Annotated in this window: 22 protein-coding genes and 1 pseudogene; 17 read left to right on the top strand and 6 right to left on the bottom strand. The window is 43.6% G+C overall.

Going from position 1 to position 23,754, the window contains the following annotated elements:
• Positions 1 to 28: 28 nt before the first annotated feature.
• Entirely contained in the window at positions 29 to 967 is a 939-nt protein-coding gene (locus ABHC48_RS10530) for an N-acetylmuramoyl-L-alanine amidase (RefSeq protein WP_195699440.1), read from the top strand.
• 228 nt (positions 968 to 1,195) lie between these two features.
• On the opposite strand, the pseudogene ABHC48_RS10525 reads toward ABHC48_RS10530, so the two are convergent.
• The 4 genes and pseudogenes from ABHC48_RS10525 to ABHC48_RS10510 all read right to left on the bottom strand — a co-directional run.
• Positions 1,196 to 1,294: pseudogene (locus ABHC48_RS10525) on the bottom strand (manganese catalase family protein); the annotation flags it as partial.
• A 6-nt stretch (positions 1,295 to 1,300) separates the two neighbouring features.
• Positions 1,301 to 1,576: a spore coat protein CotJB gene (locus ABHC48_RS10520; RefSeq protein ID WP_118581087.1), complete on the bottom strand. Its 276-nt coding sequence runs from the start codon at positions 1,574 to 1,576 to the stop codon at positions 1,301 to 1,303.
• Positions 1,573 to 1,695, bottom strand: a complete 123-nt coding sequence (locus ABHC48_RS10515; RefSeq protein ID WP_226815951.1) for a spore coat associated protein CotJA — start codon at positions 1,693 to 1,695, stop codon at positions 1,573 to 1,575. Before ABHC48_RS10515 ends, ABHC48_RS10520 begins: the two co-directional genes overlap by 4 nt.
• A 427-nt stretch (positions 1,696 to 2,122) precedes the next feature.
• Positions 2,123 to 2,776 carry a restriction endonuclease gene (locus tag ABHC48_RS10510; protein ID WP_118581084.1) on the bottom strand — a complete coding sequence of 218 codons (654 nt, stop codon included), beginning with the start codon at positions 2,774 to 2,776 and terminating at the stop codon, positions 2,123 to 2,125.
• A gap of 603 nt (positions 2,777 to 3,379) precedes the next feature.
• Here ABHC48_RS10510 and trkA point away from each other — a divergent pair.
• Both trkA and ABHC48_RS10500 read left to right on the top strand, forming a co-directional pair.
• Positions 3,380 to 4,738, top strand: a complete 1,359-nt coding sequence (gene trkA / locus ABHC48_RS10505; protein ID WP_195379668.1) for a Trk system potassium transporter TrkA — start codon at positions 3,380 to 3,382, stop codon at positions 4,736 to 4,738.
• Between the two features lie 12 nt (positions 4,739 to 4,750).
• Positions 4,751 to 6,190, top strand: coding sequence for a TrkH family potassium uptake protein (locus ABHC48_RS10500; RefSeq protein WP_195379669.1), 1,440 nt, complete (start codon positions 4,751 to 4,753; stop codon positions 6,188 to 6,190).
• A 100-nt stretch (positions 6,191 to 6,290) separates the two neighbouring features.
• Here the strand turns inward: ABHC48_RS10500 and ABHC48_RS10495 are convergent, their stop codons facing one another.
• Positions 6,291 to 7,064: a DUF6062 family protein gene (locus tag ABHC48_RS10495; protein WP_195699439.1), complete on the bottom strand. Its 774-nt coding sequence runs from the start codon at positions 7,062 to 7,064 to the stop codon at positions 6,291 to 6,293.
• A gap of 35 nt (positions 7,065 to 7,099) precedes the next feature.
• Positions 7,100 to 7,720: a TetR/AcrR family transcriptional regulator gene (locus tag ABHC48_RS10490; protein WP_173773263.1), complete on the bottom strand. Its 621-nt coding sequence runs from the start codon at positions 7,718 to 7,720 to the stop codon at positions 7,100 to 7,102.
• Between the two features lie 348 nt (positions 7,721 to 8,068).
• Here ABHC48_RS10490 and ABHC48_RS10485 point away from each other — a divergent pair, with 348 nt between their 5' ends.
• From ABHC48_RS10485 to ABHC48_RS10420, 14 genes are all read left to right on the top strand, one after another.
• A complete protein-coding gene (locus tag ABHC48_RS10485) occupies positions 8,069 to 11,650 on the top strand; it encodes a hypothetical protein (RefSeq protein WP_195699438.1) in 3,582 nt (1,193 codons plus the stop codon).
• A gap of 213 nt (positions 11,651 to 11,863) precedes the next feature.
• Positions 11,864 to 13,084, top strand: coding sequence for a putative peptidoglycan glycosyltransferase FtsW (locus tag ABHC48_RS10480; RefSeq protein ID WP_330634157.1), 1,221 nt, complete (start codon positions 11,864 to 11,866; stop codon positions 13,082 to 13,084).
• A gap of 102 nt (positions 13,085 to 13,186) precedes the next feature.
• Complete coding sequence (gene acpP, locus ABHC48_RS10475) at positions 13,187 to 13,420, top strand: acyl carrier protein (RefSeq protein ID WP_021924300.1); 234 nt, start codon at positions 13,187 to 13,189, stop codon at positions 13,418 to 13,420.
• A gap of 332 nt (positions 13,421 to 13,752) precedes the next feature.
• On the top strand, positions 13,753 to 15,207 hold the full coding sequence (gltX, locus tag ABHC48_RS10470) for a glutamate--tRNA ligase (protein WP_195699437.1): 1,455 nt from the start codon (positions 13,753 to 13,755) through the stop codon (positions 15,205 to 15,207).
• A gap of 19 nt (positions 15,208 to 15,226) precedes the next feature.
• A complete protein-coding gene (locus tag ABHC48_RS10465) occupies positions 15,227 to 17,056 on the top strand; it encodes an ATP-dependent helicase (protein ID WP_195699436.1) in 1,830 nt (609 codons plus the stop codon).
• 263 nt (positions 17,057 to 17,319) lie between these two features.
• The gene (locus ABHC48_RS10460; protein ID WP_195699435.1) at positions 17,320 to 18,468 is read left to right on the top strand and encodes a hypothetical protein; all 1,149 of its coding nucleotides are present in this window, start codon (positions 17,320 to 17,322) and stop codon (positions 18,466 to 18,468) included.
• A gap of 102 nt (positions 18,469 to 18,570) precedes the next feature.
• Positions 18,571 to 19,494: a stage III sporulation protein AA gene (gene spoIIIAA / locus ABHC48_RS10455; protein ID WP_226815059.1), complete on the top strand. Its 924-nt coding sequence runs from the start codon at positions 18,571 to 18,573 to the stop codon at positions 19,492 to 19,494.
• Positions 19,491 to 20,006, top strand: coding sequence for a stage III sporulation protein AB (locus tag ABHC48_RS10450; protein ID WP_226837127.1), 516 nt, complete (start codon positions 19,491 to 19,493; stop codon positions 20,004 to 20,006). The genes spoIIIAA and ABHC48_RS10450 overlap by 4 nt, the downstream gene beginning before the upstream one ends.
• 74 nt (positions 20,007 to 20,080) lie before the next feature.
• Entirely contained in the window at positions 20,081 to 20,275 is a 195-nt protein-coding gene (spoIIIAC, locus tag ABHC48_RS10445; protein WP_021924294.1) for a stage III sporulation protein AC, read from the top strand.
• A 44-nt stretch (positions 20,276 to 20,319) separates the two neighbouring features.
• The gene (locus tag ABHC48_RS10440) at positions 20,320 to 20,706 is read left to right on the top strand and encodes a SpoIIIAC/SpoIIIAD family protein (RefSeq protein WP_118581049.1); all 387 of its coding nucleotides are present in this window, start codon (positions 20,320 to 20,322) and stop codon (positions 20,704 to 20,706) included.
• The gene (locus ABHC48_RS10435) at positions 20,703 to 21,971 is read left to right on the top strand and encodes a stage III sporulation protein AE (RefSeq protein WP_195699434.1); all 1,269 of its coding nucleotides are present in this window, start codon (positions 20,703 to 20,705) and stop codon (positions 21,969 to 21,971) included. The genes ABHC48_RS10440 and ABHC48_RS10435 overlap by 4 nt, the downstream gene beginning before the upstream one ends.
• Positions 21,972 to 22,058: 87 nt before the next feature.
• Positions 22,059 to 22,625: a stage III sporulation protein AF gene (locus ABHC48_RS10430; RefSeq protein WP_173769997.1), complete on the top strand. Its 567-nt coding sequence runs from the start codon at positions 22,059 to 22,061 to the stop codon at positions 22,623 to 22,625.
• Positions 22,582 to 22,953 (top strand): hypothetical protein, encoded by a 372-nt coding sequence (locus tag ABHC48_RS10425; RefSeq protein WP_243284501.1) that lies wholly within the window; start codon positions 22,582 to 22,584, stop codon positions 22,951 to 22,953. Before ABHC48_RS10430 ends, ABHC48_RS10425 begins: the two co-directional genes overlap by 44 nt.
• An 11-nt stretch (positions 22,954 to 22,964) precedes the next feature.
• Entirely contained in the window at positions 22,965 to 23,660 is a 696-nt protein-coding gene (locus ABHC48_RS10420) for a SpoIIIAH-like family protein (RefSeq protein WP_118581034.1), read from the top strand.
• Positions 23,661 to 23,754 lie beyond the last annotated feature (94 nt).

The following is a 23,754-nucleotide window of genomic DNA, read 5'->3' as shown; positions in this document are numbered from 1 at the left end:
GCCCTCAATTTTTTGACGGAGGAAGATTATGGATATTATTAAAATGCTTACCAAAAAGAAATGTTACGTAGGTCAGAATAAACCTGCTTATGTGGTAATTCACGAGACAGACAACTGGGGAAAAGGTGCGGATGCAAATGCTCACGCAAGAGCCATGAGTAATGGAAACCTGGATGCCACTGTGCATTACTATGTGGATTCCAAAAGCATTTACCAGACCCTGGAACATTCAGACGGCGCCTGGGCGGTGGGAGATGGAAAAGGAAAGTATGGAATTACCAATCTAAACAGCATCAATATTGAAATCTGTGTGAACCCAGAGACGGATTATTATGTGGCCGTAGACAAGGCAGAACAGCTGGCAGCTTATCTTCTGAAACAGTATGGCTGGGGAACTGATCGCCTGAAACGCCACTATGACGCTTCTAGGAAGAACTGTCCAAGAAGAATTATAAAAGAAGGACTGTGGCCATCTTTTATAGAAAAGACAGCAGCATATATGGGAGTAACAGAAAAACGAAATTATCTTCAGAAAGGAGATTCCGGAGATGAGGTCAAACAGCTTCAGCAGAATCTTATAAAGCTGGGATATAACTGCGGATCCGCAGGAGCCGACGGAATCTTTGGAGACGGTACCGAAAAAGCAGTTAAGACATTCCAGAAGAATCAGAATCTGACAGAGGACGGACTGGCAGGAGAAAAGACACAGAACCAGATTAAAAATCTTTTACGGCAGAAAGCAGCTGCCAAGTATTACATCCAGGCTGGAGCCTACGGAACAAAAGAAAATGCAGATGTAATGGTGAAAGTGCTTAAGAAAAAAGGATTTTCAGCAAGTATTCGCAAAGTATCCGGTTCTGTCCCATACCGTGTCCAGGTTGGCACCTACAGAACAAAGAAGGCTGCCAACAAAGTGGTAAAGAAGCTGAAGGCAGCAGGCTTCACTGTACTGGTGAAGAGCCTGTGATGTCGAATGCTGTCGTACTATCTCGCACGATAAAACTCGACAAATAAGAAAGAATCTGGTACAGTAAAACTGAACATGAGATTTCCCTTAGACAAGAAAAGCCTTTACAATCCCGCGAGTTGCCCCTCAGGAGAGTAAAGGCTTTTCTTCCTATTAAATATTGTATCATCAACCGGTTTGAAAAATAACCCTAAAAAGGTGAATATTGTCCTAGTATAGGTTGCTGCACTCCGGGCCACCATACTGGCTCATAATGAACTGAGCCAGCTTCGCATTTGGCGTTTTGATATTGATTGGATACTGTAATCTTTTTTCATAATTCCACATAAACTGTCACGCTCCTTCCTTTTCCCATGGAAATGGCTGCTGAGACCATTTCCATGCATTTTCACTGCTTACAGCTGCACTGTCGATGGTCAGAGGACCGTATTTCTCAGCATATTCGGCCATCAGCTGGTTGCGACGGTCAGAAATATCGGAAAAATAGCGCAATGCTTTTTGATCCTCAGGGTGAGTATCCAGATAAAGAAGCATGTCATTGACAGCGAAACTAACCTCATTGATCTGCTGTAAAAAAGAGCATCTTGGGGAAGGCTGCTTTCTCATCATCTTCGAATACCTCTCTTTCCACAGAATGGTTTACAAAGCTGTGGGAAAATAGTGCCCACAGACAAGGCATAGTCAAGATCATAGGCTGAAGTGAAATTCTGATATGGTACATAGGCCATTGCTGGTGTCAGGTGTTTCAGGTGCTCATACATATTATCTGTTTTTGATGAAACTGGTTTAGTGCAGGGGCAGTTTGGTGTTTGGGAAATTGGCGGATTGTATGAAGACTTCACAGGTATGAAATCACCGGAATTTTTATATGGTCTGGTACAGTCTGAGGACTCACAATTCATTTCGCTGCAAGAAGTCTCTCGCCGCATTTGCGACAGTGGAGCGGGAGAGAAATTCATCATCCCGCAGGTTCTATTATAAGGGCGGCAGCCCGAACGGTTCATCTGATAATTTTCCATAAACAGATCCTTTCCTTATTCCGTAAGGTCTTTCCCTTTATTCTATGTAAAAATATATAAATGTGTTTATATAAGAGAATGTAATAGTTACGTATACTGTTGGTGGTGCAGTGAAAAGAACGGATGGTATTTTTTATTATGGCTTTGGTTTTAAGAGATACACATGCACAAAATAAATCAGTGCGGGAATCAGAAATACAAGATTTACACCGCCTGCCAGGAATTCAGGAACGTTGCCTGCTCCTTGAAATGTAAATTCAAGGAAAAGGTACAGTGCTCCAGCTAAAGTACTTAACATCCAGTTCTCCCAGCCCAGCCAGCCAAGAAGCCCAGCCAGAATCAGGGAAAATTCCCGATAATACTGCAAATAAGTATCCGAAGAAAATGGAAAAACATTTCTTAGAAGATAACATCCAAATAGGATTCCAAGAATATTCATTGCTCTCATTATTTCAAAAATCAGACTTGTACTCTTTAACATAGAGCAGTTGTCCCATAGCTTTACATCTAATTTATTGGCTGCGCTGATAGCTGCCTTGGTGAAAGTGCCATTTGTCATAACGATGCAGCGGTCGCAGTCATAGTATTTGCCCCCGGCATAGACCTCTTGCACGGCTTTATTCCCAACTGGATAAGAATAATATTTGCATTGAACTGCATATTTTGAAAAATGTTTGTAGGCAATGATGTCAACACCCTGGTCACCACTTTTTTTGGTAACTTCTACATGGTGAAATCCCTTTCGGCGCAGCATCCGGGCGCATTTATATTCAAATTTGTGTCCATTCATCTGGTAAAATCCCTTATTTTGAGTTATTGTTTCGTTTTTTTATACAAAAACAGCAGAAATCGTTTCATGATTTTTTCAAAAGTCTTTCACACTTTTATCACATTTGTTTCGTATATTATTAACTGTAGAAAGCACCAAGTCTTTCTTAATTTAATATTTTTCTTTTTCATACGCGCCGGTGCGAAAGCACCGGCCTCCTTCCATTTCTGGGGAAAATATCCTGTTTATAAAGTTAATGGCGAAAGCCAAATTCGGGAAAATGAAATAAAAGTATATTTATAGAGATAAAGTCATTGTACTACATATGAAATAAAAAGTAAACGCCTGTTCGAACAACACGTTGCTGTTCACTCCGTTCACAGTAACGCGCTTCGCGATGCACAGAAATCACGCATTCGCATGATTTCGCGCCGCACTTCCCGGGCTTTTTGTGAACAAAGTCCACAGTTAACTTCAAACACACTCTAAGATTTACTGTAAGAAAATGACTATTTCCAAAAGCATACAGTAGTGCTATAATAGCAGTGTTTAGAATGTTAGGAGCAGACTCGCTTTTTGTCTGTGACCTGACATTTTCCTATTATTTATATATTTGGAGGATTTATGCAAATTATAATTGTCGGGTGTGGAAAAGTTGGACGTACACTTGCAGAGCAGCTTCAGGAAGAGGATACTGATATAACTCTGATCGATATCAATCCGGACAGGATTAATGAGATTATAGATGAAGTAGATGCTATGGGCGTTGTTGGAAATGGAGCAAGTATCAATACTCTTATGGAAGCGGGAATTGAGAACGCAGACATTCTTATCGCAGTTACTGTATCAGATGAGATGAACCTTCTATGCTGTCTGATCGCCCAGAAGACTGGTCACTGCCACACAATTGCCCGTGTGCGTAATCCGATTTACAGTAAGGAGATCGGTTTTATCAAGGAGCGTCTGGGTGTAACCATGATCATCAACCCGGAACTGGCAGCAGCACAGGAAATTTCAAAACTTCTGCGTTTTCCATCCGCCATAAAGATTGATACTTTTGCCAGAGGCAAGGTAGAACTTCTGAAATTTAAAGTAATGCCTGAATTTGAACTGGATGGAAAGAGCATTCAGCAGATTACGGAGCACTTTCGCTGCGATATTCTTTTCTGCGCTATTGAGGGAAAAGATTATACTACCATTCCAGGCGGTACCAATGTGATCCGGAATGGAGATGTGATTTCTATTCTTGCTACCCCGCAAAATGCAGCAGCTTTCTTTAAAAAGATTGGCTTGAAGACCCATCAGGTAAAGAACACCGTGATCGTAGGAGGCGGAACTATTTCTTATTATCTTGCCAAGGCCCTGCTTGCCATGAAGATCAAAGTCAAGGTAATTGAGAAAGATAAGAACCGCTGTGAGTTCCTAAGCGAAGAACTTACAGATGCTACGATTATTAACGGTGACGGCACAGACCGTTCCCTTCTTCTGGAAGAGGGGCTGGAAAGTGCTGAGTCCTTTGTAACTTTGACTAATATGGACGAGGAGAATATTTTCCTTTCCCTTTTCGCAAAGACTATTTCGAATGCCAAGCTGGTTGCCAAGGTAAACAGACTTGCCTATGACGATATTATTGACAGTCTGGACATCGGAAGTGTTATTTACCCGAAATACATTACTGCAGATTATATTTTGCAGTATGTAAGAGCAACTCAGAATTCCATTGGAAGTAATGTGGAGACCTTGTATCACATTCTGGATGGAAAGGCAGAAGCCCTGGAATTTAAGATCTGTGATAATTCACCTATTGTAGGAAGGACATTGTCCGAACTGAATCTGAAGAAGAATCTTCTGGTTGGATGTCTTTACCGGGATGGCAGTGTGCGCATTCCCCGTGGACATGATGCACTGGAAATTGGAGACAGAGTTGTAATTGTTACCACGAACAGAGGTCTTCGTGATATCAACGATATACTTGCAAAGTAAAGGAGTCCGGACATGAATTATTCCATGATATCTTATATTCTTGGCTGGATCTTCAATTTTGAAGCGGCATTTATGATTTTGCCAGGAATAACAGCAATCATTTACCGGGAAAAAAATGGTCTGGCATTTCTGATCACGATGCTGATCTGCCTGACAATCGGAATTCCGCTTACCAGGAGAAAAAGAAAAAGCAAAGTATTCCATGCCAAAGAGGGTGCTGTTACAGTTGCTCTCAGCTGGCTGGTACTCAGTATTGCAGGAGCCCTTCCTTTTATTATTTCAGGAAGTATTCCCCATCCTATAGATGCAATATTTGAGACTGTTTCCGGTTTTACCACGACTGGAGCCAGTATTTTGAGTGATGTGGAGGCTCTGTCTCACTGTATGCTGATCTGGAGAAGCTTTACCCACTGGATTGGCGGAATGGGAGTACTGGTATTTATTCTCTGCCTGCTGCCTCTTACCGGTGGATACCACATGAATCTGATGAAAGCAGAGAGCCCGGGACCGTCTGTCAGCAAATTGGTGCCGAAGGTACAGTCCACAGCCAAGATTTTGTATACCATATACATTATTCTGACTATTGTGGAGATAATTTTCCTTCTCATTGGAAAAATGCCTCTGTTTGATACATTGTGCCTTAGTTTTGGTACCGCAGGTACCGGTGGTTTTGGTATCAAAAATGACAGTATTGCAAGCTACAGCACGTATAATCAGGTGGTGATCACGGTCTTTATGATTCTTTTTGGAATCAACTTTAATGCCTATTATCTGCTTCTGACGAAGAAAGTAATGCAGGCAGCCAAGAATGAAGAGGTACGTTACTATCTGGGGATTATTGGCTTGGCCATTGTAGCTATCGCTATTAATACAAGAGAAATGTTCACAAGCTTTGGAAGAGCTTTCCAGCAGGCTGCTTTCCAGGTGGGATCCATCATTACGACTACTGGATATGCTACCACAGATTTCAATGTGTGGCCGGTATTTTCTAAGACTATTCTGGTTATCCTTATGTTTGTGGGAGCCTGTGCAGGAAGTACAGGCGGCGGTATCAAGGTATCCCGTCTTCTGATCCTGTGTAAATCTGCACGCAAGGAACTGCAGCTGTATCTGCACCCAAATGCAGTGAAGAAGATCAAGATGGATGATAAGGCGATTCCCCATGAGGTGGTGCGAGCTACAAACATGTTCCTGTTTGTGTACATTATGATTTTTGTTACTTCACTGTTGATTATAAGTCTGGACAATCTGGATATGGTTTCCAATTTCACCGCGATCGCAGCCACTTTGAATAATATAGGACCTGGGCTTGGAGCTGTGGGACCTACCGGGAACTTTAATACGTATTCTTATATTTCTAAGGGTGTTATGATCTTTGATATGCTGGCAGGAAGGCTTGAAGTATTCCCGCTGTTACTTTTGTTTAAGAGAGATACCTGGAGAAAGTTCTGAAAACTGACAAATAAAAAACTCCTCAAATTAACACGCTCTAAAGAATGTTAATTTGAGGAGTCTTTATTTGCGTAAGCAACGAACAGGAGCTTGTTTGGTTTTACTTGTCCATAGTATAAGGCTCATCTGCCGGATATCCTCCTGCCGCTTTCTGCATTCCACGCGGCAGTGCATCCTTGGAAGTACGCCAGTCCGCATCTTTATTGCGGTAATCAAACTTATCGCAGAACCAGTCCAGATCATCAGAAAGCCTTTGCATATTCTGTTCCATCATTGGGAAAAGGATAGCGTAAAAGGCTTTTTTCTCTTTATCAGATAAAGCACTTTCAGCTGTTTCAACCAGATCTCCGAAATGGGGAATGCAAAATCCCTTACAGGTTTCAAAAAGTGGGAGAAATTCCTGATTTTTTTTAAACAGTTCAAAAAAAGTATCCAGATATCTTGCATAGGTATCTTTATAAAAATTGCAGATATAGCAGGTATCTTCCTGTTCTTTTACCCATACGCCAAGAGAAGTCTTCGGTGCATCTGTATCTGTGTTTCCTTTCTTAAATCTGGAAAAAACGGAAGCCCTGGAAGGAGCGAAAATCCTGATCTGTTCATGAAGCTCTTTTGTTTTGTACTGAAAATGGGTTTTCAGAATCAGCCCTGTACCCAGACGGTTTCCGTAGTCATACATTTTCTTATAGTGGGTACGGCAAAAGCCCATTTTATCAGTTTCTGCCCGTACATCGTCTTCCATATAAGATGCGCCGGCACCTAAAACGAAATCCATGGCATGCTGTTCCAGCTGGCGCTCCACAAAACAGAAAGGGCATTCGTCCTCTGCTTTAAAAGCATCCATCAGAGGAATGGTATATAATTTTTCTTTCATCTGTAAGGTCTCCTTCAGGATTTTAATGTATAAGTCTATAATTTTTCAACATCTGCTCCATGGATAAATGCCTGCAAAATACAGTCTATCGTTCGATGAAGATAAGGACGGTATTCAGCAAGACAGACTGGCTGGGAGTGAAGAATACAGCTGTAACTTGTGGAACTTACCAGTTCAATAATGGTAAAAAGAAGCAGCTCCGGGGAATCATACTGTACATCAGATTGATCCAGAAGATTGAGATATTCCTGAAAAAATGGAAAATCATCGTCATCTGCCTGTTCCTGAAACGCATCCTTAAAAACTCCCCAGGACAGATTCTTGGAAATAAAGCCAAGCAGATTACTCTCAGTTTCCAGCCTGTCCAGAATATTATCTACAATAAAATGAAGCTGTGCAGTGAAACCGGTAATGTGGGAGGCTTCCAGAGCATCATGCGCCTCGGAAAAAAGTTCGCCGGCTTTGTGAGAGATCAGCTTATTTCGAATATCATATTTATCTTTAAAATAGAGGTAAAAAGTTCCTTTTGCAACACCTGCATTTTCCACAATATCGGAAATGGTTGTCTTGGCAAGCCCCTTAGTGGTAAAGAGTTCAAAGGCAGTGTTGTACAGAGCACTTTTCTTCCTTTTTTTATTTAACTCCAGTTTTCCCATGCCAGTTCCTCCTAAGCTTATGTCTGTCAGACATTCTATAAATAAAAGTTTACTGTCTCTTCCAGCAGCAATAAAAGTCGGTTGTTACAATTATAGCTTCACTATCTGAACTTTTCTTGATAATTATGGTGGTTTATTTCTATTTTAAACAAAAATGACCAAAAGTCAATATCAAAACAGGAAAAGATTTGGGTAAAAAGCAGATATTGACTACTGGTCAGTTTTGTTGTATAACTTTCATAGGCTAAGAGATGACTAACTGATGTCGGGAAAACAGATACGCTGCAGGACAGCGGGGGGAGTTTGCAGACGTCAGATATTTAAGTAAGAATTAAGGAGTTGGCTAACATGAACCGAAATAAAAAGATTCTGAATGTTACAATGGCTGCCGGAATGGCTGCCGTCCTTGGAACTACACCGGTAATTGCTGCAGCACAGGAAGCAGACAATGGAGTATCCAAGGAAGAAACCGTATATGTAAACGCTACTGCAGAAGGTGAAATAAAAGACATCACCGTATCTGACTGGCTGAAGAATTCCGGATCAGCAGAGGGAGATATATCCGATGTATCTGACCTGGAAGGAATCAAGAATGTAAAAGGTGATGAAACCTTTACCCAGGATGGCGACAAGGTTACCTGGAATACAGACAGCAGTGATATTTACTATCAGGGAACTTCCAACAAGGAACTTCCGGTAGATATGAAGATCAAATATTATCTGGATGACCAGGAAATTACTCCAGAGGAGCTTGCTGGCAAGAGTGGACATCTTCGTATGGAAGTTTCTTATACAAACAAATCCAAAAAGACAGTAAAAGTTGATAAAAAAGACGTAGAAGTTTATTCTCCGTTTGTTATGGTAACCGGAATGATCCTTTCTTCCGATAATTTTTCCAATGTTACCATTGATAATGGAAAGGTGATTTCCGATGGTGACAAGGAAATGGTTGTAGGAGTTGCAGTTCCAGGTTTAAAGGACAGCCTGGATTTAAGCGGTGACCTTTCCGATAAGATTGATATTCCGGAAGGATTCACAATGGAGGCTGATGTTACAGACTGTACTATGGGAAATACTTTCACTATGGCGGTTACAGACTTGCTCAGCAGTCTGAATCTTGAGGATTCCGATGATTTGGATGAACTTCAGGATTCTCTGGATGAACTGGATGATGCAGCAGTGAAGCTGGTAGATGGATCTAAGGATCTTTTTGATGGAACTAAGAAGCTTTATGATGGAACGAAAGATCTTTATGATGGAACCGAAGATCTGAAAGACGGAACCAGCCAGCTTTATGATGGAGCCAAGGACCTGGATGACGGAGCCAAGACTCTGAAAGATGGAACCAGCCAGCTTTATGATGGAAGTAAAGACCTGGATGACGGAGCCGGCCAGCTTTACGACGGAGCCAAGACTCTTAATACAGGAGCCGGTCAGCTTTATGATGGAACTACTTCCTTATACAGTGGAACAAAGACTCTGTACGATGGAACCAGAACGCTTTATGGCGGAGCCAATACACTGGCTTCCAGCTACAATGAATTTGATGCTGGTGTGGCAAGTGCCAAGACTGGTGCTTCCCAGTTAAACAGCGGTGCAAAAACACTGCAGAGCGGTATTTCCCAGTATACTGCAGGGGTGGATTCACTGGCTTCTGGTGTGAACAGCTACACAGAAGGTGTTGACACTGTAAACAGCAACATGGCAGAGTATAATAAAGGAATGAAATCCCTGACAGATGGTGTGAACAAATATGTGGCTGGTGGAAATCAGCTGGCAGACGGTGTAACCGCTTATGTAAATGGTGCAACTCAGCTGACTGACGGAGTAAGCACTTATGTAAGCGGTGCAAGTGCACTGGCACAGGGAACCAAGGACTATGTAAGTGGAACATCTGCACTGGTTGAAGGGGTAGGACAGCTGGCACCTGGAATCCAGCAAGCTTCAGAAGGAATCAGCGCTGCTTCTGCAAAACTTACAGAAATTGCCAAGAATGTAGCAGCTGCAAAGCCGGAAACAATGGTGAAGAGCCTGAATCAGTATGCAGATGGAGCTGATTCCCTGGCTGACGGTGTAACGGAATACGTTGGAAAAGTAGGTGAGGCTGCTTCTGGAGCAGCAAGTGTTGCAGAGGGTGCAAAGAGCCTGACTGATGGTACAGCGGCTCTTGTTTCCGGTGCAACTCAGGTAAAAGACGGAATTGGAAAATTAAAAGAAGGAACAAGCTATTCAATCAGTCAGATCGGCGACAGTGCCTCTAAGACAATGAATGATTCAGCAGCAAGTATCCGTGAGGCAGCTGCCCAGATTGAGACTACGGTTACTGCACAGTCCGCAGGGGTATCTACAGATGCTGCAGCTGGTGCAATCAGTGCAACCCAGAGCTCTATGAGCAGTGCAATCGCAACTTTGCAGGGAGCACTTGGAACAGAGGGACTTGACGAAGGAACTGCAGCAGCTATTAATTCTGCAATCGAGCAGTTAAATGCAGGTCTTGGAAATGCTTCTGCCGCCCAGGGTGAGCTAGGTAACATTCAGGCACAGTCACAGGTAGCTGTCCAGGCTGAGACAAACGGAAGCAGTGTTCAGGAATCCTTAAATGCCATTGCGTCCACCCTGGAAGGTGCAGCGGGCAGTATTTCAGAAGCAGCATCAGCGAGCTCCTCAACTTTAGCTGGTGAAGCAGATAAACTGATTGCAGGTGCAGCTGCTGTTGAATCAGGAGCTCAGACCGCAAATGCAGGAGCCGCACAGCTGAGCACAGGTGCTGATTCTCTGAACAGTGGAATGGCACAGCTGAAGGAAGCAGGTGAAGGTCAGTTATCTACAGGAGCATCAAATCTGAAAGCAGCCGGAACGCAGGTAAGAGAGAGTCTGACAGCAGTAAGCAGTCTGATTGCAGGACTTGGAGATCTTTCTTCCATGACAGATTCTGTGAATCAGTTAGCGGAAGGTGCTAAACAGATTTCAAAAGGAAATGAGAAGCTTCAGGCTGGCTATAAACAGTTACAGGATACCAAGGCTGCTGAGACACTTACAAGCGGAGCAGATCAGATCCTTAACAGTGAGAAGACTATTACAGATGGAATCAATACCCTTCAGGGCAAGGATAATGCCAATGCAACAGCACTTCTCAGTGGCGCAAGTACATTAAAGAGTGCAAAGGAGAGCCTTGATGCAGGTATCAGTTCAATCAGCAAAGCAACCGGCAAGCTGGTAACTGGTGTTGGTCAGATTGCAGCAAACAGTGTGGCACTAAGAAGCGGAGCTTCTCAGCTGACAGCAAGCAGTGATACCCTGAACAGTGGAGCATCCCAGCTGACAGCAGGAACCAAGAGCCTTGTAAGCGGAGCAGGTACATTAGCAGCAGCCAGTGGACAGGTAAAATCCGGTATTGCACAGCTAAAGAACGGTGCTGCAGATCTGAGAAGCGGAGCTTCCCAGTTAAGAAGCGGTGCAAACAGTGTTAATAATGGAACTCGTGAATTGAAGAGTGGTACATCTTCTTTAGTAAGCGGAACAAAAGATCTGAAAGACGGAACCAAGACTTTGAAGGATGGAGCTAAGGAGCTGAATGACGGAGCTAAGACTCTGAAAGACGGAACAAGCAGTCTGAAAGACGGAGCTAAGACCCTGGATGATGGAGCAAAAGACCTGAAGGATGGGGCAAAAGATCTGAAAGACGGAGCTAAGGATCTGAAGGATGGAGCAAAAGATCTGAAGGATGGTGAGAAAGAGTTCTACGATGAGGGTATCAAGAAACTGAAAGATACTATGGAAGATGATTTCCAGAGTGTTCTGGATCGCCTGGAAGCACTCCAGTCTGATGATGCTGCTTATACATCCTTCACAGGAAAAGATGCTTCCATGAGTGGCAACGTGAAGTTCATTATTGAAACAGAAGGCTTCGATGATGGCAGTGAAGACTGATCTTAAGCAGGTCAGATATAAATTTCTATAAGGAACCAGAGAAGGGCAGGAGAGTATCCTGCTCTTTTCTATTACGGGATAAACCCTGCAGCCGTTACCATTCACGGAGTAACAGCACCTTTGGGTTGCACCTGCAAAAAGAGTCTGCTATAATGAAAAACAATTAAGGAAATAAAAGAGTTTATATAAAAATGAACAGAAAAAGGTGATAAAGTGGATATTGCGAAAAAGAAAAAAGCAAGTATCCGGTCAGGAAAGAAAAAGGCAGGTCCTGACTATAAGTCCAAGATCAAAATGAAAAAGGCAAAATCAGATTACTATGATTTTAATCTGGTCGCAGTAATCATATTGATCATGTGCTTTGGTCTGATCATGCTTTACAGTACAAGCTCTTATATGGCTCAGATTAATGAAGGGGACGATATGTTCTATTTCAAAAAACAGGCAATGTACAGTATTGGCTGTCTTGTGCTGGCAATTGTAGAGTCCTATTTCGATTATCATATTCTGGCGAAATTTCCGTTTTTGATCTATGGAGCAGCCGCTTTTCTCATGGTGCTGGTAAAGACTCCCCTGGGAGTCACCTCTCATGGAGCGAGAAGATGGCTGAAGCTTGGGGTACAGTTTCAGCCGGCAGAGATTGCAAAGATTGCAGTGATCATCACATTGTCCTATCTGATCGTCAAAATGGGAAAGAGAGTGGAAACCCTGAAAGCTACTATGGTACTTCTGGGAATGGGCGGCATTCAGGCCCTGTTTGCATATGTGTTTACGGATAACCTGAGTACTGCGATGATTATTTTGGGGATTACCGTAGGTCTGGTGTTTATTGCACATCCAAAAACAAAACCATTTGTTATCCTTGCTGTTGTTGCGGTTATTCTGGTGGCAATCCTGGTATACAGTCTTTCCCATATGGATCAGAGCTCTAACTTCCGTTTACGTCGTATTCAGGTATGGCTTCATCCGGAGGATTATGCAAGCGGAGATGGCTATCAGACTCTGCAGGCTTTGTATGCAATTGGTTCAGGAGGTTTCTTTGGCAGAGGTCTTGGAAACAGTATTCAGAAGCTTGGAAGTGTGCCTGAGGCACAGAATGACATGATATTTTCCATTATTTGTGAAGAACTGGGGATTTTTGGCGCGATCATGGTTTTGGCGTTGTTTGGTTATCTGTTGTACAGATTGTTTTTTGTTGCACAGAATGCACCGGATATGTTTGGCTCCCTGCTTGTGAGCGGCGTTTTTGTACATATCGCTTTGCAGGTTATTATGAACGTGGCTGTTGTGCTGAACATCATGCCAAACACAGGTGTCACATTGCCATTTATCAGCTATGGAGGTACCTCCATTTTGTTCCTGATGGCAGAGATGGGACTGGCCTTAAGTGTGGCCAGACAGATTAAATTCCAGGAGCCGGAATTTATCCTATAATTCTCTTGACAAATGAGCCAGCAGATTATATACTTTCCGCAGTGTATGACATACGGCTGATGGAAGCCGGTTTTCGAGATATTTATTAAAGGAGAATGAGCAATGTTAGAAAAGATGAGTGAAATGATCGCAGAGCAGCTTAACTGTGACGCAGAGACAATTACAGCAGATACTTCTTTCAAGGATGACCTGGGAGCAGATTCCCTTGACCTCTTCGAGCTTGTTATGGCTCTGGAAGACGAGTACAACATCGAGATTCCGGCAGAGGAGCTTACAGAGCTGAACACAGTTGGTGATGTGATCGACTATCTGAGAGATAAAGGAATCGATGCTTAATTTTTTTCGCAGATGATGATCTCCCGCTACTGTTCACTGGTAACATTCCGCGAGGTGTTTCTGTGAACAAAGTTCACAGAAACACCCGAGAATTAAGTTTGCGCAGCAAACGCTACTTCTTGTGCTTGTCACAAGAAGGTTCGTCTTTCTGTGCATCGCGAAGCGCGTTACGGTGAACGGAGTGAACGTAACGATCTCCCTGAGGCTGGGCTTCAGGGGGATTTTTTCTATGGACATTTTGAATGGATTAGGTATATAATGTGAAAAGGCAATTGCCATCACGGAATGGCAGCAGAAGATAAGAAAGAATAAACAGGGAGAATAGAGAAGACATGACTAAGATCAGAACCAGATTTGCACCAAGCCCTACTGGCAGAATGCATGTTGGAAATTTACGTACTGCGTTATACGCATATCTTATTACAAAGCATGAAGGCGGAGATTTTATTCTCCGTATTGAGGATACAGACCAGGAGCGCTATGTAGAGGGCGCTGTAGATATTATTTATCGTACTATGGAGAAGACTGGTCTTATTCATGACGAAGGTCCGGATAAGGACGGTGGATATGGCCCATATGTACAGAGCGAGCGCCAGGCACAGGGGATTTACATGAAATATGCCAGACAGCTTGTAGACCAGGGCGATGCATACTACTGCTTCTGCCAGAAGGAAGAATTAGAGAGCATGAAGCGTGTGGTAGCAGGCAAGGAGATTTCCATTTATGACAAACGCTGCCTGAAGCTTTCCAAGGAAGAAGTTCAGCGCCGTCTGGATGCCGGAGAGCCACATGTAATCCGTTTTAACATGCCTACAGAGGGAACTACCACTTTCCATGATGTAATTTACGGAGATATTACAGTAAACAATGAGGAACTTGAGGATCTGATCCTGATCAAATCTGACGGATATCCGACTTATAATTTTGCTAACGTTGTAGACGATCATCTTATGGGAATCACACATGTGGTACGAGGCAATGAATATCTTTCCTCTTCCCCGAAATATAACCGTATCTATGAGGCATTTGGCTGGGATATTCCGGTTTATGTACATTGTCCACTGATCACGGATGAAACTCACGCCAAATTGTCCAAACGTTCCGGACATTCCTCCTATGAGGACCTTCTGGATCAGGGATTTGTTTCCGAGGCAATTGTAAACTATGTTGCACTTCTGGGATGGAGTCCGGCAGATAATAACGAGATCTTCAGCCTCAGGGAACTGGTTGAAAAATTTGATTATCATCACATTAATAAATCTCCGGCTGTATTTGATATCAACAAGCTTCGCTGGATGAATGGCGAGTATATTAAGAAAATGGATCCGGAAGTATTTTATGAGAGAGCACTTCCATACATGAAGGAAGTTCTGAAGGGAGACTTTAACTTTAAGAAAATTGCAGGAATGGTTCAGACCAGAATCGAAACTTTCCCTGACATTCCGGCATTGATTGATTTCTTCCAGGAAGTTCCAGAGTATGATGCATCTATGTACTGCCATAAGAAAATGAAAACAAACGAAGAGACTTCTCTTACAGTTCTGAAAGAAGTTCTTCCGCTTCTGGAGGCTCAGGAGGATTACACCAATGATCCGCTGTTCGCTTCCTTAAGCGAATTTGTCAAGGAGAAAGGTTACAAGAACGGCTATGTAATGTGGCCTCTTCGTACAGCTGTTTCAGGCAAGCAGATGACACCGGCAGGCGCTACCGAGATCATGGAGATCATTGGCAAGGATGAGACAATCCGCCGTGTGAAAGCAGCAATCGCGAAGCTTGAGAATCTGTAATGAAGAATCTGTCTCAATTATGAAGAAAAATCCATCTCAATTAAGGGCAATCGCCCACCTGTCAGGACCTATGATGGTTCTGGCAGGCCCCGGTTCGGGGAAAACTTCAGTGATCGTTGAAAGAACTGCATATATGACTGGTGAGGGGGAAATACCGGCGTCCTCTGTTCTTGTTGTAACCTTTTCCCGGGCTGCAGCAAAAGAGATGAGAGAGCGTTTTTTGAAGTTTACCGGACAGACCTCCACGGCTGTTACCTTCGGAACCTTTCACGGTGTTTTTTACGGAATCCTGAAGCAGGCTTATGGACTTAGTGCCGGCAATATTTTGTCAGAAGAAGAAAAATATGCCATTTTAAAAGAAATGACTCTGGAATTTGGTCAGGAACTAGCGCAGGAGGGAGATTTCCAGGAGGATGTGGCAAAGGAAATCAGCGTGGTAAAAGGGGGGAGGATTTCCTTGGATCACTATTATTCTTCCTGCTGCCCGGATGAGGTATTCCGCCAGATTTATAATGGGTATCAGAAGGCCTTGCGTCAGAGAAGAAAACTGGATTTCGATGACATGCTTCTTTGCTGCTATGAACTTTTTGTCAAGAGAAAAGATATCCTGGCGGCATGGCAAAACAAATTCCAATACATTATGGTAGATGAATTTCAGGATATCAACCATCTCCAGTATGATATTGTAAGGATGCTGGCAAAGCCCAGGGATAACCTGTTCATAGTGGGAGACGATGATCAGTCTATTTATCATTTCCGTGGCGCCAAGCCAGAGATCATGCTGAACTTTACCAAAGATTATCCTAAGGCAGAAACGGTTCTTTTGGACATTAATTATCGTTGTACGAAAAATGTACTTCAGGCAGCCATGAATGTGGTGGGCTGCAATCAGATCCGCTTTAAGAAGAGGCTGTCTACGCCAAATGAGCAGGGAAAACCTGTGAAAGTGATGGAATTTGACAATCCAAGAGAAGAGTATGTGAAGATTGCCGCCTTTTTGAAGAAGCGGCTGGAGGCAGGAGAGAATCTGGAGGATACTGCAGTGCTTTTTCGCACCAATCAGGAGGCAGAGGGGCTTGTTGGAGCGCTGATGGAGTACCAGATTCCTTTTACCATGAAAGAACAGCTGCCCAATCTGTTCCGGCATTGGATCAGCAGAAACCTGATGGCATATCTGAAAATGGCAGCAGGAGACAGGACGCGAAAGCTTTTCCTGGAAATCATGAACCGCCCCAACCGGTATATAGCGAGGGATGCCCTGACTCAGACCACAATCTCATTTTCTGCACTGAGAGATTTCTATAAAGATAAAGACTGGATGTGCGACAGGATTACCACACTGGAAACACATCTTCGTATTCTTTCCACTTTAGCACCCTATGCTGCAGTGAATTTTATCCGAAAAGGAATGGGCTACGAGCAGTATCTGATTGAATATGCCCAGTATCGTAAAATTCGTCCAGAGGAGCTCCTTGAGGTCCTTGACCGCATACAGGAAAGTGCCAAAGGCATGAAAACCCTGGAAGAGTGGGAAAACTACATAGAGGATTACACAAAGAAACTGGCCGAACAGGCGAAAAAACAGGAGACGAAAAGGGAAGGGATTGTAATTTCCACCCTTCATGCGGTAAAAGGGCTGGAATACGATAAAGTTTATATTATGAATGTAAACGAAGGGAGCATTCCCTATAAAAAAGCGGTTCTGGCAGAGTCCTTGGAAGAAGAACGCCGGCTTTTTTATGTAGGCATGACCCGGGCGAAGAAAGAACTTATGCTCTGTTATGTGCGCCGTCAGTACGATAAAGAGCGTGACCCTTCACGGTTTCTGGAAGAAACCGGGCTGTTCTAATTTCCTCTTGTAAACGTAAACCTGATAAAGTATAATGATGTCTGTTGTGAAATTATAACAAAAAAAGAGGTAACTATTCAGGAGACAGTATTCCGCGAGGTTGTTTTTGTGAACACAGTTCACAGAAAGCCCGGGAATTGCGGCGTGAAATCATGGAAAGTATGATTTTTTGTGTATCGCGAAGCATGCAATTGTAAAGCATGTAATTGTGAAGGTACGGAACAGTTACCAAAAGAGTACTATTGCGGAAGCAGTGCAGATAAATGAAGAAAAAGATGAAATGGAGAAACCGCATTTTCTGGCTCAGGATCCTGATCATGGTTCTGGTCATTGTGGGATCTTATCTGGCATATGCCTTTATATACAGAGGCAGAAATGAGCCGCCCACCAAGAGGAAAACCACCAATCAGGAAGCGGCTTACTATACGCTTCGTGGACAGATCCAGATGCTTTCCCAGAAAGAAGAGCTGATGGCATTTGCCTTTGAAGACAGGAAAAAAGAGCGGGAATATGGAACCTATATTATTCCCGGTCTGAAAGCAACACAAACCCTTCTTACCAGTGAAGGTGATATGCCGGCCATGTGTACCACTATGACACCGCAGGGTTTGGCAGTAACAGAGGATTATGTTTTTGTAAGTGCCTATTGTCATGCGAAAAAGCATAATTCTGTGATCTATATGATCAACAAAGAATCGCACCGTTTTATAAAAGAAATTATTTTGCCCGGACAGCCACATGTTGGCGGTCTGGCGTATGACAGTGAACATCAGATTCTGTGGTATTCTTCAAATACGCAGGAGCTTGCCCAGGCAGTGAGTCTTACCATGGAATCCATTGAAAATTATGACTATGATGCGGGTAGGCATCCTATCGCGACCAACCAGATAGCCAGCCTTTACGGAATCGTCCGTGATTCCTTTATGACCTTTTATGATGGGTGTCTGTACGTTGGCTGCTTTACAAAATATACAGACAGTGCAATTGCAAGATATGCAGTAGATGATCAGGGAAACCTGATAAATACTATGGATGAAGGTCTGGGAATGAACTTTGGGATGGCAGTTCCCCTTGATTATTCCACCATTTCCGAACAGGCACAGGGAATGACTTTTTATAACGACAAGCTTCTTTTGTCTCATTCCTTTGGAATTCTGCCTTCCAGAGTGGTATTTTATGAGAAATCCGATAAAAGGCTTTATGTAGATGAAAATTCTGCTGTCAGCTATCGGTTTCCGGAACGAATCGAACAGATTTTTGTGGATGGGGATGACTTGTACGTGCTGTTTGAATCCGCTGCTTATGCATATAGTTCAGCGTCTGTGAATATTGTGGACAGGGTTTTAAAACTGAGCCTTCCCAGAATGGAAGAATACCAGCAGAGCATACAGAGTAATGTGAGCCAGTATTAGAAGGATTTTTCAAACACGCTCTAGAGCCTGTAAATCTGGTGGATTTATTTAAGAATGAATCCGGGATTGTCCACATATATTAAAATTGAGAGGTGATACAACATAGAAGCAGAGCAGATTCAGAACCTGTTTGCGGGCAATATCCGCAGACTGTTGATGAATGCAAACCTTGATTATGACAAAATATATGAGATACGGTTAAGAGTAGGACGACCGCTGTTCTACACCTATGACGGAGGTGAGGGTTTCCTTACCGACCATGATGGCAAATACGTGGTGACAAGGGAAGATCTGAAGGAAACCATGGAATATATAAGTGGTTATTCCCTTTATTCCTATGAAGATGAAATGCGCCAGGGGTTTCTTACTGTTCAGGGAGGTCATCGGGTAGGTGTTACCGGAAAGGTGATTCTTGACGGCAATGAGATCCAGGGAATGAAATATATTTCCTGTATCAATGTACGTCTGGCTCACGAAGTGGTAGGCTGCGCAGACCAGGTGATGCCCTATATCCGCAAAAAAGACTGGGTAGCGCATACTTTGATCGTTTCTCCGCCAAGAGGGGGGAAAACAACCCTGCTTCGGGATATTATCCGTCAGCTGAGCAATGGTGAGGAAAAGAAAAAAATGCCGGGGGTAACGGTTGGCGTTGTAGATGAGAGAAGTGAGCTTGCCGGTTCCTATCAGGGAGTTCCCCAGAATGACCTTGGTATGCGTACGGATGTGCTGGACGGCTGTCCAAAGGCAGAAGGGATGGAAATGCTGATCCGTTCTATGTCTCCGGCAGTTGTGGCCGTAGATGAACTGGGACGGAAAGAAGACTTTAAAGCTGTGGAATCTGTGATTCACAGTGGATGTAAAGTAATCGCCACCGCTCATGGAAATTCCATTGAGGACGTGATCCATCAGCCTTATTTTGAAAGGCTGGTGAGAAGAAGAGTGTTTGAACGGTATATTTTCCTGGACAAGGGAGAACATGCGGGAACCATACTTGGAATTTATGACAGAAACGGGAGGCCTTGTTGAAAACAGCAGGAATCATTCTGATCCTTTTTTCCGGAACAGGTCTTGGATTGTGTAAAAGCATGGAATTGACAGCCAGACTGAAAATTCTGGAAAAACTGGCTCAGCTTCTTCTGTTACTGAAAGGGGAAATCCGCTGCACAGGGGCGACGTTGGAAGATGCCTTTCTTGATGCTGCAGCAAAAATGCCAGGAGAGTACAGGCTTTTTCTCAAAGAAACTGCAGGATGGCTTCAGCAGCGGCCTGGAATTACCTTTGATGAGATTTTCAGGGAATGCGCGGTAAGACTGCTTCCCCTTTACAGACTTTCAGAGGAAGAGAGGGAAAGCTTTCTTTCTCTGGGCGAAAAACTGGGATATCTGGACAGGGAAATGCAGGTGGCACAGCTGACACTTCTGGAGGAGGAACTAGGCTACAGGATAAAGACTCTGAAAAGTGCTATGCCAAAGCAGCAGAAAACATATCAGAGCATGGGAATTCTGGGCGGAATTCTGCTGGCAGTCTTGTTGTGGTAATTTCATATAATATCTGGAAAAATTGCCTGGAAAACGGTTATGTAAGGCAGATAACGGTAAGAAAGGAGGCCCCCTTGGAAGTCAGTATTATTTTCAAAATAGCTGCTGTGGGGATTCTGGTCTCCGTACTTTCTCAGGTTCTGAAGCACAGCGGCAGAGAGGAACAGGCTTTTTTAGTCAGCCTGGCAGGTCTCCTTGTGGTACTCTTCTGGATCGTACCATATATTTATGAGTTGTTTGACAGCATAAAAAAATTATTTGAATTGTGATCTGATTCACCAATATCCTGTCACCTGTGTTCAGGAGGTGGAAAATGGACATTATAAAGATTTCGTTACTAGGCGTATGCGGTGTTATTCTTGGATTTCTTATGAAAGGAACCAAACCGGAATACGCCTGTTTTATTACAGTTGGAATTGGTCTTGTGATCATGGGACTTGCTGTGGGGAAAATTTATTACCTGTTTGAATCTCTGGGGAAAATCCAGGAGACACTTCCAGTGGACACGGAATATATTTCCACACTGGTAAAAATGATCGGAATTACCTACATCGGTCAGTTTGCCTCCGGAATCTGTAAAGATGCAGGCTACAGCACAACAGCGGCGCAGATTGAGCTGTTCTGTAAATTGTCGGTGATGGTTCTGAGCATGCCGGTGCTTATGGCACTTCTGAAGACGATTCAGGAGTTCATGGTATGAGGGTCTGGAGAAAAAAACAAAAATGGCAGGTAATTGCTGCATTGTTGTTTGCAGTATGGATTCTGATGGGAACCAGAAAAATAAATGTAAACGCAGAGAACATGGAAGCAGAGAGTTTTACAGGTGAAACAGCAGTCGAAACAGAGAAAGAGACAACGGAGAAAACGGTAACAGCAGGTATTGGCTATCGTGCAGCTTCCGCTGATTCTGAGGGCATTACGGAGCAGCTGGTTTCTGACATGTCTTTCGAACAGGTACAAACTTTAATGGATGAAATGCTGGGAGAGGACAGCTTCTCCATAGGAACAGCATTAAAAAACATGATAAACGGCGAAACAGTATTTTCAAAAGAGGCGGTGCAGCAATTTCTGCGCAGCCTCTTTTTTGAACGGCTGGAAAAAGAACGGGCTAATTTTTTTCGCATTCTTCTCCTGGTGCTGGCAGCTGCTGTTTTTTCAAATTTTGCAGAGGTATTTGAAAACAGCCAGATTGGAGAGGTAAGTTTTTACATGGTATATCTTTTATTATTTACCATTCTGATGAACAGCTATCAGCAGCTTGGAGTTTCTCTTGGAAAACAGCTGGAATGGATGACTCAGTTTATGAAAGGCCTGGCACCTGCTTATTTCGTGGCAGTTTCAGCAGCATCAGGAGCTGTCACGGCTTCTGTATTTTATCAGGGGGTTCTTCTTCTGGTGTGGCTGGTGGAATGGCTTCTTCTCACTTTGATTCTGCCAGGGGCTAATCTGTATGTTCTTCTTTGTATGGTGAACCATCTTTCCAAAGAGGATATGTTAAGCAAGATGGCAGAACTTCTGGAAACTATGATCAACTGGAGCCTGAAAACCATGCTTGGGGCTGTCCTTGGGCTTCAGGCGGTACGAGGACTGGTTGCGCCTGCCATGGATGCCATCAAACGAACTGCCCTGGGCAGAACTGCCGGAGCGATTCCGGCTGTGGGAAATGCCGTAAATGCGGTAACAGAATTGATTCTGGCAGGGGCACTGCTTGTGAAAAACTGTCTTGGAGCAATGGCGGTGGTGGTTCTGCTTCTTGCAGGAGCCGGACCTGTGATTCATTATGGTCTCCTATCCCTTAGCTTTCGCTTCCTTGGTGCAGTGGCACAGCCTGTATCAGACAAACGAATCGTAGGCTGCCTTGGCACAATGGGAGAAGGCTGTGCCCTGCTTCTGCGGATCATGCTGACTGCGGAAATTCTGTGTGTGCTTACCTTTATAGTTCTCATGGCGTCTGTAGGCGGATAAAAGTAACAGTAAGCGGAAATGAACCATAATAACCTGAGCATATGATTGAGATATGGGACCAAAATGGGATGCGGGAAGTGATATATTATGAAAGAAGCCATCTACAGCTGGATCAAATGCCTTGCCATATTTTATATTCTGTTGACTATGCTCATCCATCTGGTGCCTACCGGGAAATATCAGCGTTATGTGCGTTTTTTTATGGGACTTTTGCTGATGGTTATGCTGATCACTCCCATGCTTTCCATTCTGGAAAAAGCTAAGACACTGCCGGAAAGCTTTTCCAGCCTTTACCAGCAGGAAGAAAAAAAGCGGCTCACTCTTGATCTGGAAAATCTTCAGAAAAGCCTTCTGGAAAAAGGTGTGGAGGAGCAGCTTGAGAAAAATATTCCGGAATCTTTGAAAAAGAAAGGCATAGAAGTGACGGCATGCAAAGTACATATAGAAGGGGAGCTGTTAAAAGTCTGCCTGTGGACGAAGGAGGTGCCAGATGGAGAGCTTGAGAGGGGGATAAAAGATGAACTTGCAGCAAACTGGGGAATCAGGGAAGAAAACTGTGAAGTCCTTGCTTGGGAAAATGGGAAGCAGACAATGGGTGATTCTTCTCCTTTTGGGACTTCTGCTTACGGTAATTGCACTTCCGGTATCCGATAAAAAGGATAGCTCCCCGGAAGTAAAAAGCAGTTCCTTTTTTTCAGCTTCTTCTGAGAAAAATACAGATGCAGAACGGACAGTTCTGGAGAAAAAACTGGAAGATCTTTTATCCCAGACAGAAGGAGTGGGAAAAGTGCGGGTGCTCCTTATGACGGGGGAAGAAAAAGACAGCAGCAGTTTCTACGATTTCGGAAATCAGGCGGTGACCGGAGTGCTGATCGCGGCGGAAGGAGCAGATAATTCTGTGGTTTCCAGGAATATTGTAGAAGGAGTTATGGCATTATTTCAGCTGGATGCCCATAAAATTAAAGTAATGAAAATGAAATGAGGAGAGGTAAAGTGAAAAAGATTCTGAAAAAGAACCAGGTAATCATTACTTCACTGGCGGTTCTGATCGCAGTTGCAGGATACCTGAATTTTGCAGATGTAGATCTTGGCCTGAAAAATAAGGAGGCAAGCGCGGACAGCAGCAGTATTCTGGAGGATGTAGACTATGATCTGACCGATGAAACAGCCCTTCTGGATGAGAACGGGGCGGATAGCAGCCTTACGGATGTGCAGGATCAGACCACCAGCACGCCGGGGGAAGCTGTACTTACTGCGGCTTCTGATTTTGCGGCCCAGGCCAAACTTTCCAGAGAACAGATCCGTTCCCAGAATAAAGCAGACCTGCAGGCTATTATTAACAACCAGGATCTGGGAGATGACCAGAAGCAGGAGGCTGTGAGCACAATGGTTTCCATGGCGGACCTGACGGAAAAAGAGTCGGCAGCAGAACTTCTTTTGGAAGCCAAAGGTTTCGAAAATGTGATCGTAAACCTTACCGGAGAGACGGCAGATGTGGTGGTTCCGGAAGCAGATCTGACAGACGCAAAAAGAGCTCAGATTGAAGATATTGTGAAAAGAAAAACAGGGATTGCGCCGGAAAATATTGTGATCACGCCGTTAAATGAAAGCGAGGAAGAACTGGTAAACAAAGATGAATCATTGGAGACTTCCGTGGATATTGATGATGATACTACAGTAAATCCGTGATAATACTACAGTAAATCCATGATATACCCCCTTGACAGTGCAGCAGTCCTTATACTAGAATAGGAATGCTGCAAAAATGTAAGAATACACGCTC

Source organism: Ruminococcus sp. 1001136sp1, from assembly GCF_039841815.1.
Taxonomy (GTDB): Bacteria; Bacillota; Clostridia; order Lachnospirales; family Lachnospiraceae; genus Blautia_A; species Blautia_A faecis.
The sequence above is the reverse complement of the archived record's forward strand: the minus strand, read 5'-3'. Positions and strand labels throughout refer to the sequence as shown.

Excerpts from the sequence above, each read along its gene's own strand:
- ABHC48_RS10530 (WP_195699440.1), top strand. The coding sequence starts at position 29 with ATGGATATTATTAAAATGCTTACCAAAAAGAAATGTTACGTAGGTCAG.
- ABHC48_RS10520 (WP_118581087.1), bottom strand. The coding sequence starts at position 1,576 with ATGATGAGAAAGCAGCCTTCCCCAAGATGCTCTTTTTTACAGCAGATC.
- ABHC48_RS10515 (WP_226815951.1), bottom strand. The coding sequence starts at position 1,695 with ATGGCCTATGTACCATATCAGAATTTCACTTCAGCCTATGATCTTGAC.
- ABHC48_RS10510 (WP_118581084.1), bottom strand. The coding sequence starts at position 2,776 with ATGAATGGACACAAATTTGAATATAAATGCGCCCGGATGCTGCGCCGA.
- trkA (WP_195379668.1), top strand. The coding sequence starts at position 3,380 with ATGCAAATTATAATTGTCGGGTGTGGAAAAGTTGGACGTACACTTGCA.
- ABHC48_RS10500 (WP_195379669.1), top strand. The coding sequence starts at position 4,751 with ATGAATTATTCCATGATATCTTATATTCTTGGCTGGATCTTCAATTTT.
- ABHC48_RS10495 (WP_195699439.1), bottom strand. The coding sequence starts at position 7,064 with ATGAAAGAAAAATTATATACCATTCCTCTGATGGATGCTTTTAAAGCA.
- ABHC48_RS10490 (WP_173773263.1), bottom strand. The coding sequence starts at position 7,720 with ATGGGAAAACTGGAGTTAAATAAAAAAAGGAAGAAAAGTGCTCTGTAC.
- ABHC48_RS10485 (WP_195699438.1), top strand. The coding sequence starts at position 8,069 with ATGAACCGAAATAAAAAGATTCTGAATGTTACAATGGCTGCCGGAATG.
- acpP (WP_021924300.1), top strand. The coding sequence starts at position 13,187 with ATGTTAGAAAAGATGAGTGAAATGATCGCAGAGCAGCTTAACTGTGAC.
- gltX (WP_195699437.1), top strand. The coding sequence starts at position 13,753 with ATGACTAAGATCAGAACCAGATTTGCACCAAGCCCTACTGGCAGAATG.
- ABHC48_RS10465 (WP_195699436.1), top strand. The coding sequence starts at position 15,227 with ATGAAGAAAAATCCATCTCAATTAAGGGCAATCGCCCACCTGTCAGGA.
- ABHC48_RS10460 (WP_195699435.1), top strand. The coding sequence starts at position 17,320 with ATGAAGAAAAAGATGAAATGGAGAAACCGCATTTTCTGGCTCAGGATC.
- ABHC48_RS10440 (WP_118581049.1), top strand. The coding sequence starts at position 20,320 with ATGGACATTATAAAGATTTCGTTACTAGGCGTATGCGGTGTTATTCTT.
- ABHC48_RS10435 (WP_195699434.1), top strand. The coding sequence starts at position 20,703 with ATGAGGGTCTGGAGAAAAAAACAAAAATGGCAGGTAATTGCTGCATTG.
- ABHC48_RS10430 (WP_173769997.1), top strand. The coding sequence starts at position 22,059 with ATGAAAGAAGCCATCTACAGCTGGATCAAATGCCTTGCCATATTTTAT.